This window comes from Bacteroidales bacterium (genome assembly GCA_016707785.1).
Classification (GTDB): domain Bacteria; phylum Bacteroidota; class Bacteroidia; order Bacteroidales; family UBA4417; genus UBA4417.
Map to the genome: position 1 here is coordinate 101,855 of JADJGZ010000011.1, position 14,547 is coordinate 116,401.

Below are 14,547 nucleotides of genomic sequence, written 5' to 3' on the forward strand. Positions count from 1 at the left end.
TATTTTCAACCATTTACAAGCAAGGTTTTATTTGATGGATTTGATCTCAACCCTTCTGTTGAGTTTCATCCCTTCCGCGGTAGCATTATCGGCAACAGGTTGTGTTTCACCAAAGAACCCCTTAACAATCCTGGAAGCATCAATTCCTCTTTTTGTGAAGAATTCAATGACATAATCAGCCCTGTTTTCTGATAGTTTTAAATTATAATTCTTGCTTTCCCTGCTATCAGTGTGGCCTTCAACAGAAATCCTGATTCCCGGATTATCTTTGAGCGTTTCAGCAACTTTATTGAGTAACTGATTATACTGAGCCAAAACTATATATTGATCAGTATTGAAATAGACGACCTCATTTACCAATACCCCTGACTCTTCGGGGCATCCATTATTAGCTGCAACACCAGCCACTTCCGGACATTTATCCAATTGATCGGCTATGCCATCATTATCTTTATCAGCACATCCTCCAAGCGATTTTAAACCGGCAATATCAGGACATTTATCTTCATTGTCAGCAATTCCGTCTCCATCACGGTCAGGGCAACCATTTAGTTCTTTCTTGCCAGCCATATCCGGACATTTATCATCCTTATCTGCAATACCGTCAGTATCTTTATCAGGGCAGCCTTTTAAATCCCTGGTACCGGCTTCAGTTGGGCAAGTATCATCCTTGTCAGGAATACCATCATTATCAGAATCTGGGCAACCCTTGAATTCAAGTTTTCCGGCATCTTTCGGACAAGCATCGTCATCATCGGAAATCCCGTCACCATCAGCATCAGGGCAGCCGAAAAGTTCAACTTTCCCAGCCCTGTCCGGACAGTTATCTTCTTTATCCTTAATACCATCATTATCCTGATCTTTTGGTCCACCAAATTTGAAAGTGAGCCCTGCCGATGCATAACTGTAATGATCTCTTGCTTTAACGGCTTCGTAGAAGTCAAGTGTTGCATCTTTAAAGGTAAGATGATCACCATACTCAATATTTAATGACACCCTTTTGGCAAGCCTGAATTCAGCGCCCAAGCCTAGTGGAACAAAAATCTCATTCTGCCTGGAATCACTTTTCTGCAACTGTGTACCCGTTGTAAAATCAGTGGTTGTTGAACTGAATGAAGTTAAACCGGCTCCGCCAAAGAAATAAAAATTAACCACTCTTTCCGGATTATAATCAGCAAATATTTCATTGATGTTCACCGTGACATTCAAAGCAGCGTCCCAGAAATCTGTATTCAGTTTCAATCCTTTATCTTCCCTTTCACTGGCTAGTTTTCCGGCTACAAATTGTCCTCTCAATCCAAAAACCGGAGAAAGCTGGTATCCCAAGGCACCACCAAATCCAAGTTTTGGAGTTTTGTTGAAAAAATCTTCTTTATTTAAATCTCCAAAGTATTCAGTAACTCCACCATTCACCTGGAGTGTCCAATGGCTTTTAAATAAAGCAGGTTTAACATCAACAGATGCATCCTGAGCGGTGAGGAATATTGGCAATGCGATGATTACCATTAAAGTGAAAATGCGAATAGAAACTTTCATGTTAACTAAATTTAGTTCCGATATACCCTTTAAACTTCTATAGTCCAAGGGGTGAATTAATGCAAATATAAGCTAAAACGAGTGAAATACAGCCACTTCACAGGATATAGCCCTGTTTTCAGCTGCTCCCCGACACTAAATATTTGCAGGATACTATTATATTATCTGAATTTACTGAAAAGGTAATACAAAACGATTCCGGCTGTAACAGAAACATTCAGAGAATGTTTAGTCCCCATCTGTGGGATTTCGATGCAGGAATCCACTTCTTGCATCACTGTATCATCCACCCCCATTACCTCATTTCCGAAGATAAATGCATACTTTTTATCAGCTTCCGGGGAAAATTCCCAAAGGGCTACACTATCCTCAGCCTGTTCTACTGCAACAAGGATATATCCTTCAGATTTTAATTGTATTACTATCTCCCTGGTATCATTCGCATATTGCCATGGGACTGATTCAGTTGCACCCAATGCAGTTTTACTGATCTCCCTGTTAGGTGGCACAGCAGTAATACCGCATAAGTATAACCGCCCGATACCAAAAGCATCTGCGGTGCGAAAAATGGAACCAATATTATGCTGACTACGGATATTATCAAGAATGCAAACAAAAGGCAACTTTTCCATCTCGTGATATTCATCAACACTGAGACGATTCAGTTCCTCCATACTAAGTTTCCGCATGGTAAGCCGTTTAGGAACCACAAAGGTAAAAATTATCAACACAACCCAAAGGGAGTGAGGAAGATCAGGAGATAATCCTAAATTTGCGGTAATCAGAATTTACAAAGGTGAGTAAAGAAAAGGAACAAAAGGAGGTTGCATTAACTCCTCTCATGAAGCAATACAATGCAATAAAGGCTAAATATCCTGATGCTTTGTTATTGTTCAGGGTTGGAGACTTTTATGAAACATTTGGTGAAGATGCTATCAAAGCCTCGGAAATACTTGGTATTATCCTGACGCGGCGTGCCAATGGCTCAGCTCAATATATCGAACTTGCCGGTTTTCCACATCATTCTCTCGATACCTACCTTCCAAAATTGGTTAGAGCAGGATACAGGGTTGCCATATGTGACCAGCTGGAAGACCCGAAAATGACCAAAACCATCGTCAAAAGAGGAGTTACTGAATTGGTCACACCCGGTGTTTCCTATAATGATAAGATCCTTGAAAACAAGGAAAACAATTTCCTGGCTGCTATACACTTCCTTCCAAAATCGTCAGGCATCTCCTTTCTTGATATTTCAACAGGGGAATTCCTTCTGGCACAGGGATCCAATGACTACATCGATAAATTACTTCAAACATTTCGTCCTTCAGAAGTGATTGTTCAGAAGAATAAACGTCAATCATTCACAGAAACTTTTGGAAGCCAGTTTTATCTCTCCTATTTTGAAGATTGGGTCTTCACCCATGATTTCACCCATGATCTGCTGATTAAACATTTTGGCACTACCTCCTTAAAAGGATTTGGAGTTACAGAACTTGAGAATGGCATCATTGCATCCGGAGTAGCCATGCATTACCTTTCGGAGACACAGCATGATAAAGTTCAGCACATCTGTAAATTGTCAAGAATCGAAGAGGATCATTATGTCTGGCTGGATAAATTCACCGTCCGTAACCTTGAACTGATCCAATCTCCCAATGAAAATGCAAGCACCCTTTTTTCGGTGCTGGATAAAACCATCTCTCCTATGGGATCAAGGTTAATGAGGCGTTGGCTGCTGCTGCCCCTCAAGGACAGAAAACCTGTGGTGGAAAGGCATGAAACAGTGGAGTACCTGAATAATCACCCGGAATTAACCGCAGTTCTTGATCAAAATCTTAGGATCATCGGAGATCTTGAGAGACTTATCTCAAAAGTAGCCGTTGGAAGAGTTACCCCAAGGGAAATCCTGCAAATCAGGCGGGCGCTTCTGGCTTTGGTTCCAATAAAACAAGCCTGTGCTTCCACCCGTCATGAAGCAATGCAACTGATTGCCGAACAAATAAATCCCTGTGAATTAATTGCCGATCAGATAGGCAAGACTATAAAGCCAGACCCTCCTGCCCTGGTTTCCAAAGGGATGGTAATTGAGGATGGAATTTCACCCGAACTTGATGAATTAAGAAAACTGGCATTTTCAGGGAAAGATTACCTGGTTCAAATGCAACAACGGGAAATCGAAAATACAGGTATTACCTCATTAAAAGTTGGCTTCAATAACGTTTTCGGGTATTATCTTGAAGTAACCAACGCTCATAAGGAAAAAGTGCCGGCAGAATGGATGAGGAAACAGACCCTGGTGAATGCCGAACGATATATCACTGAAGAGCTGAAAGAGTACGAACAAAAAATCCTGGGTGCTGAAGAAAAAATCCTGGATCTTGAGAATAAATTATTTAATGAATTGGTTTTACATCTGGCTGAATACGTGCAGCCTGTTCAACTGAATGCCCAGTTAATTGCCCGGATTGATTGTCTTGTTTCTTTTGCCCGCGTATCCATCGAAAACCATTATGTGAGGCCTGAAATAACCGATTCCTTTTCAATAAACATCGAACAAGGCAGGCATCCTGTCATTGAGAAACACCTCGCCACTGGGGAAGAGTATATTGCCAACGATGTTTTTCTTGATAATGAAAAGCAACAGATCATTATGCTGACGGGTCCTAATATGTCGGGGAAATCTGCCTTGCTGCGACAGACAGCCCTGATTGTGCTCATGGCACAGGTTGGAAGTTTTGTGCCTGCAAAAGCAGCCACCATTGGATTGGTTGATAAAATATTCACACGTGTCGGGGCTTCTGATAATATCACCTCAGGAGAATCCACATTCATGGTGGAGATGAATGAGACTGCCAGTATCCTGAATAATATTTCCAACCGAAGCCTGATTCTGCTGGATGAAATTGGCCGGGGCACCAGCACTTACGATGGAATCTCCATTGCCTGGGCAATTGCTGAATACCTTCATGATCATCCGCTATATAAGGCTAAGGTTTTGTTTGCCACCCATTATCATGAGCTGAATGAGATGGCAATGACGAAAAACAGGATCAAAAATTTCCATATTGCTGTCAAAGAGATCGGCAAGAAAGTAATATTCCTTCGGAAACTTACCCCTGGTGGCAGTGAACATAGTTTTGGAATCCATGTTGCAAGGATGGCCGGGATGCCCGGAAGCCTCATTCAACGGGCAGAAGATCTGCTAATTCAATTAGAAAAGAAGCGTAGCAGTGCGGAATTAAATCCCGGAAAAGTTTCCGGAAAGCAGGTTCAGAAATCCCAGGATCAGTTTCAGTTAAGCTTTTTTCAATTGGACGACCCCCTGCTGGAGAGTATTCGGGATGATATCCAACACCTGGATATTAATACTTTAACACCTGTTGAAGCCTTGATGAAGCTGAATGAAATCAAAAAAAAGTTGCAGAAATATTAATAGGATGTGACAATTTGACGATTCGCCGATTTGACGATTCGCCGATTTTACGATTCGACAATTTGACAATTTGACAATTTGACGATTCGACAATTTGAAACTTTGGCAATTTAAAAAAGGGAAGCCTTCGGCTTGAAAATGCGACAAGGTCGATATAATTACGAGGTTGACATAATAAATATCAATGGCTTATTATTCTTCCTTGAGTTTTATTGTCTTAGTGCCGGAAAATTATAACAACTCAGCACAGAGCCACTGACTCCCCTTCGGGCACTCAGCACCCAGAGCCAAAGGCTCCCCTTCGGGGCACCCAGCACCAGCACTCAGCACTCAGCACCCAGAGCCAATGGCTCCCCTATGGGGCACTCTCCAAAAAAAAATGTTGAAATTTTATTTCTGGAAATTGTAATTTAAAAAAAATTGTATATTTGCACTCCCAATGCGGAAATAGCTCAGTTGGTAGAGCACGACCTTGCCAAGGTCGGGGTCGCGAGTTCGAGTCTCGTTTTCCGCTCAGAATAAAAAAAACTCTTGGTGGAAAACCAAGAGTTTTTTTTGCCCATATCTTTTTATCTTTGCAATGAATTTTAAGTTCTTTGCAAAAGAGTTTAAGATACATCCAGTGCCCGAATGGTGAAACTGGTAGACACGAAGGACTTAAAATCCTTTGGCCATTGCGGCCATGCCGGTTCGATTCCGGCTTCGGGTACCACGAGAATGCAAAATGCAGAATGCAAAACGCAAAATGCAAATTGCAAATTGCAAAAAAAATGCAAAGTGTAAAGTTTACATGCTTTATACTTTGCATTTTTAATTAGAACATGCCACTCTATTTCTGTGTATTATCCGGCTATACTCAATAGAATGAATTCTATTATTAAAGAAATTGCATAATATTATAATGACTGCCTGAGTTGTATCGGACTCCTTAGTCATTGAATAGACTTACCTTTGTGATGTTACAAAGAAATATCTGATGATACAAAGAGCGCTGGAGAACCTGAAAATTGCAGAACTCAACGAAATGCAATTAGCTTCACTGGAAGCGAATAAAACAGGAGGAGATATTGTATTGCTGTCCCCAACAGGATCAGGCAAAACACTTGCATTTCTATTACCAATATTAAAACTGATTGATGAAACAATTCCCGGTGTTCAGGTTCTCATCCTGGCTCCTTCAAGGGAACTGGCATTGCAGATAGAACAGGTATTCCGATCCATGGGTACCGAATTTAAGGTGAACTGCTGTTATGGCGGACATCCGATGAAAGTTGAAATCAATAATCTGAAACACCCACCAGCCGTCCTGGTAGGCACACCCGGAAGAGTGGCTGATCATATTCGAAGAAATACTTTCGATACCACTTCTGTCAAAACCATTATCCTTGACGAATTTGACAAGTCTCTGGAATTCGGATTTAAGGATGAAATGTCTTATATCATCAGTGAACTACAATATTTAAAAAAGCGTTTTTTAACTTCGGCTTCCGAAGCTATTGCTATACCTGATTTTGCCGGGGTATCTTCACCGGTCAGGTTGAATTTTCTTTCTGACAAGCATCCTGCAGGGCTCCAGCTAAAAGCTGTTGTAAGTGAAGGACGAGACAAACTTGATGCTTTGTTTTCTCTCATTTGCAAACTAGGGAATAAAACTACCCTGGTATTTTGCAATCACCGTGAGGCAGTTGAACGGATCAGCGAATTGCTTGATGATAAAGGACTTGTTCATGGCATTTATCATGGCGGCCTGGAGCAGGAAGAAAGGGAGCGCGCCCTGATCAAATTCCGTAATGGAAGTCATCGGATTTTAATCACCACCGACCTGGCTTCCAGGGGACTGGATATTCCGGAAATTGAAAATGTTATTCATTATCAGTTTCCAGCCACTGCAGATGCTTTCATGCATCGAAACGGACGCACTGCCCGGATGCATGCTGAAGGCACTTCATACCTCATTATGGGTGAAGGTGATCATTTACCCTCATTCCTCAAAGAAAAACCAGAATATGTTGATTTACCTGCAAATCCGCGTTTACCAGACAATTCAGCATGGGATACACTCTTTGTAGCTGCCGGAAAGAAAGACAAAATCAATAAAACGGATATTGTAGGTTTGTTAATCCAGAAAGGGAAGCTTCATAAAGAGGAGATCGGGCTGATTGAAGTATTGGATTATTCCTCATTTGTTGCAGTGAAACGTGATAAAATCGACAAAGTAGTTCAATTGCTTCGTTTCGAAAAAATTAAAAAGAAATCGGTAAAGATTGAAGTTTCTATATAACTGTTGTGTTGTTTGCAAACTTATTTTTAATGTCGGAATCCAAATTGAATCCACACACTAAATAGTTTGATATTCCCTTGCTCCTATCAGAATTAAAACATCACAAGATGCAGAGTGGATAATCCTGTTGGGCCAATATTTCCTCAGAAAAATTTAGAATATTACAATACTTTTGTACAAAAGCGAGTGACATGTCCGATTTATTGGCATCGTATGAAAAAATTCTGATCGGAAAGCTAATCAACGATGACCAGGTAGCCTTCACCATTATTTTTACCAGGTACTATGAGGACCTGGTTCATTTTTCATTTGGGATTACGCACAATTCAGATGCTTCGGAGGAAGTAGTGCAGGATGTATTCCTCAAACTTTGGGAAAACCGTTCAAAATTGGATATTCATACTTCGCTCAAATCATTCCTGTTAAAATCTGTTCAGAACAAAAGTATTGACAGCTTGCGACACATTAGCATTACCAACAAATATGCTTCAGTTGTGCTTGAACATCCTATGCTTTTGGAAAATGATACCGAGAATTACCTCCTGTTTTCAGAACTAGAGAATAATTTTGCCCAGGCTCTTGGGAAGTTACCGGTTCAGAATGCTGAAGTATTCCGGATGAGTCGGATAGAGTCATTTAATTACCAGGAAATTGCTTCAAAACTTGGGATTTCAGTCCGGACAGTAGAAGTCCGTATGAGCAAAGCCATTTCTTTACTCAGGGAAGAACTGAAAGATTTTCTGATCCTCTTTCTTATTTTTTATCTGCTTATCCTTTAGGATTGCTATTTCATTATGAGGTTATGAGTGCTAAGTCATAAGTACATCTGCATGTAAAATCCAAAATATCATCGAGGCACAGAGTATTATAAATTCTCAATTCATTAATCCAGTCATTTTTATTTTTTTTAATAAAAATGCAGGAGTATGATGTGGAAAATGATTTTTAAATCGTCGTTATGTTGAGAAAAGAAACTATGAGTACAGAAGATTTCGATCGCGTTGACCAATTAATTGCCAAATACCTGGGTAGTAATGCTACAACTGATGAAATCCGGTTGCTTGAAACCTGGATCAGCGAATCGGATGAAAATCGAAGATATTTCAGGCAATTCAAAAACATATGGGAATCAGCTGCCGAATTACCTGTTTCCACTGATAAGGCTTTACACAAAGTCTTGAATCATATCAATCGTGGACCAAAAAGAATGACCTTTTGGCAGATTTTTCAGAGAATAGCTGCATTTGTGTTTATTCCTTTGCTCATTGCAGTGATGTGGATGGGATTTGGGAAAGGTTTCGGAAAAGAAAACCAATCCATTTCATACCATAAGGTAGTTGCTGCATTTGGAACCTATTCTTTACTTGAATTACCCGATGGATCGAAAGTCTGGCTAAATTCAGGCAGTACATTGCGGTATCCTGAAAAATTCGGCAATGATAATCGTATCGTTGAACTGGTTGGAGAAGGCTACTTTGAAGTTCATGCAGATGAGGAAGTACCTTTCCTGGTTAACACTCCATATTTTACAGTAAAGGCAACAGGCACAAAGTTCAATATCAGGGCTGAGAAAAATTTCCGATCACCCTCAGTCACCTTAGTTGAAGGTAAAGTTTCAGTTCAAAAAAGAAAATCTGCTGAAGCAGGGGATCTTATATCTTACCTGCAACCCAACCAGCATATGATTTATGATACCCTGAACGGTCAATTCAGCATTCAAACCGAAGATATTTACAAACATTTTGCCTGGAAAGATGGTAAACTTGTTTTCCGAAATGACAATATCAGCGAAGTTGCCAGGAGAATCTCCTTACAATACAATGTTGACATAGAGATTAAAGGCACAGAAATTAAAAAATACAGGTATAGGGCCACTTTTGAAAGTGAGCCACTGGGCGAATTACTGAGACTGTTGAAGATCTCATCCCCCATCGATTATACTGAAGTCAAACCTAAAGCATTGCCTGACGGTACTTTTTCCAGAAGGAAAATCATCATATTTTCATCAAGTAACTAATTTCCAGAGTTATATACCTCCAACCATGTTCAGAAAAGATAATCGTCCGGTAGAATAGAGTAATATTTTCGGGAATTATCTGCCTCATACCTGGTTTCCTTCATCCACTCGCATCTGCTTCACTTTTCTTAAGTGTAAGCTAGAAATTCTCAATAACTGGAAATCCCGGTCAATATTGGTCTTTTCATAATTTATCATACCCTAAAACAAACAGAATATGAGATTACTTTTACTTTTTGGACTGTTTATTTTTCTCTTTTCAGTGCCTGTCCGGCTGGAAGCACAATCAACTAAAATTACATTAAACCTCGTTAATGTACCTCTGAATGATGTGCTGAATGAAATCGAGAAAAAGAGTGATTATACTTTCTTGGTCAATGAGGAAGTTGTAGATGTAACCCGCAAAGTAGATGCCGTTTATGTTAATACATCCATAAAAGACATCCTTGATCAACTCTTTAAAGGTGATAAAGTCAAGTATGTGACAAGTGACCATCAGATTATTATAACACCAAATAAGGGTAATGGCGGGGATTTTCAATCAAAAAAAGTCACAGGAAGGGTAATTGATGCAAAAACCGGTGAAACACTTGTAGGTGTAGCTATCCAGGTGAAAGGGACAACATCAGGTACCACAACTTCCATCGATGGCACCTACTCAATTGAATTTCAGTCAGAAAAAGCAATTCTTGTCTATTCTTATCTTGGGTATGAACCTAAAGAAATCACGGTTAGTGAAGCTACTGTTCTGAATGTAGTATTGAACCCTATAGCTACTCAACTTGAGAGCATTGTGGTTACGGCTCTGGGAATCAAACGTGAAGAAAAAGCCCTGGGTTATGCTGTTCAAAAGGTTGATGGAAAAGGATTACAGACTGTCAGGGCTGTAGATGTCGGAACCTCACTCACTGGTAAAGTAGCCGGTTTATCTGTATTAAACAGTACTGAATTTGGTGCAGCCCCGGAGCTCTATATACGTGGTGAGAAACCACTGTTAGTAATAGATGGTGTACCTTATGGTAATATGACACTCAGAGATATTCCGGCTGATGATATTGAAAGCCTCAGTATTCTTAAAGGTGCAACTGCTTCAGCCCTTTATGGCTATCGTGGAGCAAGTGGTGCTATTATGGTTACTACAAAGAAAGGAAGTGGCATTAATGGCATTTCAATCACATTGAACAGCAGCACAATGTTTGCCGCGGGTTACCTTGCGATACCAGAATCACAATCAACATATGGCCGCGTTGTAAATACAGCGACCAATTCAGCAGTAACAAATGGTGATGGTGCCTGGGGGCCTCCATTGGAAGGACAGGAAGTCATCCAATGGGACCCGATTTCCCGAAGCATGAAACCAATGCCATGGCTTCCGGTAGGTAAAGACAATTTTCAAAATTTCCTTGAACCCGGATATGTACTTAATAATAACCTGAATATAGTTCAGCAGGGTGAATATGGCAGTTTTAGGGCTTCAGCCAGTTGGGTAAAGAATAAAGGACAATATCCCAACTCCATGTTCGACAAATATTCCTATTCGATTGGTGGTGATATGAAAGTGAAAAGACTAACCTTATCCTCCAGTATAGGTTATAATAAGCAATCGTCACCAAATATCGGATTTAGTGGTTATACCGGTTACGATCCCATGTATTCCATGTTAATCTGGTCGTCGCCCGACTGGAATGTACTTGACTACAAGAATTATTGGGTCGTACCTGATGAAACACAAAATACCAGCTATACAGATACGAACAATAATCCTTTCTTTGATCGAAACGAAAGAACCCACAGTTTAAACAAGGACATTTTTAATGGATCACTTTCCTTGAATTATGATCTGACTTCATGGCTTAAGGCAACCATACGATCAGGTTTCGACACTTATAGTAACCGACAGGTGATAAAGATTTCCAAAGGTTCTCTGGTGAGTGCCGGTTCCGCTACAGTAATTGAAAATGGAGATCAAGTTTGGGGTGAAAGTAAGTTAGGCTCATATAATCTGGGACTTGGCAGAGGATATAGTTTTAATAATGATTTTCTTCTTTCCGGCAATAAGACTTTCAACAAATTTACTATAGATGGATTTGTTGGCGGAACCATTTTTTACCGTCAGGATGAAGGAACTGATTCAAGAACACAAGGTGGGCTTTCCATCCCTGGGTTTTACTCTCTCAAAGCTTCTGTACTACCAGCATATGTTGTTTCCAGTTTAAGCAGGCAGCAGGTAAACAGCATGTATGGGCGGCTGGCTCTATCATGGAATAGTTTGGTATATGCAGAAGGTACTTTGCGTAACGACTGGAGTTCTACCTTGTCAGAAGCTACCCGTTCTTACCTTTATCCGTCAATATCAGGTAGTTTTATCGCATCTGAATTATTACCCGAAATGGGTTGGTTATCATTATGGAAATTGCGTGGTTCGTGGACATCGTCAAAAACACCTGCCGGAATATATGACATTAACCAGGTATTCAACATTACCAATAATGCATGGACCAATCTGACTTCAGCATCATTGCCTGCTACTATTTACAGCAGTGATGTATTCCCTGAATCATCATCAACCTGGGAAGTAGGAACAGCGGTTAACCTTTACAAAAACAGGGTTTCTTTTGATATTTCATATTACAATAAAAGGATGTTCGATTTCCTTCAGGAAGCTGATATCACACCGGCTACAGGTTATTATAATAGTTATGTCAATATTGATGAAGAGATTACACGAAAAGGCGTTGAAGTCACCTTGAATGGTACTCCTGTTAAGAATAGCGACTGGAAGTGGGATATCTCCGTAAACTGGTCGAAATATGCTAGATTCTATTCCAAATTAGATTCTACTTACTCTCCTGATAAGCCCTGGATTAAGGTAGGTGAACGAGCTGACCCCTATGTCCTTTATGATTTTCAATATGATCCTGATGGGAATATCATTCATAAGAATGGGGTTCCACTTTACTCTGCTTATGCTTCAAAATTTGGCAACTATGACCCTGACTGGATATGGGGAGTAAATACCACTTTAAGGTATAAAAGTTTGAACTTTTTTATTTCAGTTGATGGACGGGTAGGAGGAATCGCTCAAACAACCACCGAAATGTATATGTGGCGGTCAGGTTCACACCCAAATTCAGTAACTGAGGAACGATATCTTGATGCTACGGTTGACGGGTCCAAAAACTACACTGGTGATGGCGTAATGGTTGTTTCAGGATCCGCAACCTATGATACTTACGGCAATATTACAAGTGACGACAGGGTATATGCACCGAATGATGTCGCAGTGACCTATGAATCCTATATTAATACAATTCATAGTGGTACCGCCTGGGGTGGATCACCCTCTCCACTGGAAGCATATAGCACTACATTTTTCAAAATCAGGGAAATGTCGCTAACTTATGATTTACCCAGAGAGATATGTTCAAAATTTAATTCTCAGGGAGTATCTGTTTCTGCTGTAGGCCAGAATATGTTTTTGTGGTCAAAGCAATTTAAATATTCCGACCCTGATGGTGGTTATGAAAATTTCAGTGACCCATCCATTCGTTATGTCGGATTTAACTTGAAGTTCAATTTTTAATAAAACATGATTCATTATGCTTTTCCATCCGTGAAAAGCAGAATATCATGACACTAAAATTTTGAGAACGAACTTTTTAATGAGATTAACCCCTATGAAAAACACAAGAATATACATCAGAATAATAAGTGCATTGCTTGTAGTAACTCTTGTTAGTTGCAACAAATTTGAAGAAATCAATACCAACCCGGATACAACAACCCATGTGCCGGCGTCAATGGAATGCACTAATATCATCCTTGACATGCTTGAGCATGGAGGCGATGCTATGGGCTTCATTTCTTCCAATGCCTTACCCAAGTATGTTGGATTCACCATCTTAGGCAAGAATAGCTCTCAATACAATAATACTGGCAGTGGTGGATTTGGTGCAATGACAATATTGCCAAATATCAATGCAATGCTCATAGCAGCGGAAGGCAGTGTAATGGAAGATTCATACAAAGGTGTGGGCAGTTTTGCCAAAGCTTATACCTTTTTTAATATGACAATGTGGATGGGTGACATTCCTTACAGTGAGGCTGGTAAAGGTGCAGAAGGGCTTTTAGAGCCAAAATATGATACGCAGGAAGAGATCCTGGTAAAAATCCTTGATGAGCTCAAAGCAGCTGATCAATACTTTGCAATTGGAAATAAATTTTCCGGTGATCCTACACCTTATAATGGCGATCCAGGAAAATGGAGAAAAGCAGTCAATGCATTCGCTTTGAAAGTGCTCATGAGTTTGAGCAAGAAGGAGGATGTTGCTTCACTGGATATTAAAAACCGCTTTGCAGAAATTGTAAATAGTGGAAATATTTTAGAGAAAGCTACGGGTTACTGGGGGTTGGCATATTCTACCCAAAACAAGCATCCACTCAGTGCAAGTACTATGTTTGCACCAAAGACCATTGTCAGTAAGCTGGTAACCGACAATTTAAAAATACTTAATGACAGGCGCCTATTTTATTATTGTGAACCCTCTGCTGCAAAAATTGCTGCCGGTAAACTGCAGACCGACACTGCAGCCTATGTTGGAGTGGATGTTTCTATGGATTATGATATCATGAACCAGGATTTTAAAGCTAATAAATTTTCAGCGATAAACCTTCGCTACCTAAAAGAAGATGCATGTGAACCAAACCTGATGATGACATTTGCTGAACAGCAGTTAATTCTTGCAGAAGCAAGGGTGAGAGGCTGGATTTCCAGTGGATCGGCTCAATCCTATTATGAAGAGGGTGTAAAAGCAGCGCTGGCAGACATTATGGCGACTAAAGCCAGTTATGCACACACTGTCCCTGTCGACCAGGCTTATATTGACGGATATTTTACCGGGGAAGCTGCATTCAAGGCTACAGCAGATGAACAATTGAAACAGATATGGATGCAGAGCTATTTACTCAGGTTTATGCAGGATGGGGATTTCAGCTATTTTGAGTACAGGAGAAATAAGTACCCTGAATTTCCTATCAACCCGGCCTCCAGTCTGAATGAAAACAATACCAGTGCCATCCCAATGCGTTGCCTGTACCCTGGCTCTGAAACGAACTATAACCGCAAAAACCTTACGGAAGCACTTAATCGTCAATATGATGGTTATGATGAAATTAATAAAATAATGTGGATATTAAAATAACCTTGCGTATCTTTAGGTAAGATGCTTTGAATAATGTATTTCGAAAGACAAAACTCATTCATGCTAACAAAGCGCATTT

8 protein-coding genes and 2 tRNA genes are annotated in these 14,547 nt (G+C 40.2%); 8 read left to right on the forward strand and 2 right to left on the reverse strand.

The features are described from left to right. Nucleotides 1-27: 27 nt before the first annotated feature. Together IPH84_07815 and IPH84_07820 are read right to left on the reverse strand one after the other, a co-directional pair. Nucleotides 28-1,536, reverse strand: a complete 1,509-nt coding sequence (locus IPH84_07815) for an OmpA family protein (protein ID MBK7173128.1) — start codon at nt 1,534-1,536, stop codon at nt 28-30. A 161-nt stretch (nt 1,537-1,697) separates the two neighbouring features. Next, nucleotides 1,698-2,225 (reverse strand): RNA methyltransferase, encoded by a 528-nt coding sequence (locus tag IPH84_07820; protein MBK7173129.1) that lies wholly within the window; start codon nt 2,223-2,225, stop codon nt 1,698-1,700. Nucleotides 2,226-2,377: 152 nt separating this feature from the next. Between IPH84_07820 and mutS the strand changes: the two genes are divergently transcribed. The 8 genes from mutS to IPH84_07860 all read left to right on the forward strand — a co-directional run bounded on the left by mutS (nt 2,378) and on the right by IPH84_07860 (nt 14,468). Continuing rightward, nucleotides 2,378-4,969: a DNA mismatch repair protein MutS gene (gene mutS / locus IPH84_07825; protein MBK7173130.1), complete on the forward strand. Its 2,592-nt coding sequence runs from the start codon at nt 2,378-2,380 to the stop codon at nt 4,967-4,969. Nucleotides 4,970-5,410: 441 nt separating this feature from the next. Next, a tRNA-Gly gene (locus tag IPH84_07830) sits at nt 5,411-5,483 on the forward strand. 110 nt (nt 5,484-5,593) lie between these two features. After that, nucleotides 5,594-5,681, forward strand: a tRNA-Leu gene (locus tag IPH84_07835). Between the two features lie 264 nt (nt 5,682-5,945). Further along, a complete protein-coding gene (locus tag IPH84_07840; protein MBK7173131.1) occupies nt 5,946-7,250 on the forward strand; it encodes a DEAD/DEAH box helicase in 1,305 nt (434 codons plus the stop codon). A 191-nt stretch (nt 7,251-7,441) separates the two neighbouring features. After that, nucleotides 7,442-8,029 (forward strand): RNA polymerase sigma-70 factor, encoded by a 588-nt coding sequence (locus tag IPH84_07845; GenBank protein MBK7173132.1) that lies wholly within the window; start codon nt 7,442-7,444, stop codon nt 8,027-8,029. A gap of 179 nt (nt 8,030-8,208) precedes the next feature. Further along, a complete protein-coding gene (locus tag IPH84_07850; GenBank protein ID MBK7173133.1) occupies nt 8,209-9,267 on the forward strand; it encodes a FecR family protein in 1,059 nt (352 codons plus the stop codon). A gap of 217 nt (nt 9,268-9,484) precedes the next feature. Then, complete coding sequence (locus IPH84_07855) at nt 9,485-12,850, forward strand: SusC/RagA family TonB-linked outer membrane protein (protein ID MBK7173134.1); 3,366 nt, start codon at nt 9,485-9,487, stop codon at nt 12,848-12,850. A 94-nt stretch (nt 12,851-12,944) separates the two neighbouring features. After that, nucleotides 12,945-14,468 (forward strand): SusD/RagB family nutrient-binding outer membrane lipoprotein, encoded by a 1,524-nt coding sequence (locus IPH84_07860; GenBank protein ID MBK7173135.1) that lies wholly within the window; start codon nt 12,945-12,947, stop codon nt 14,466-14,468. Nucleotides 14,469-14,547 lie beyond the last annotated feature (79 nt).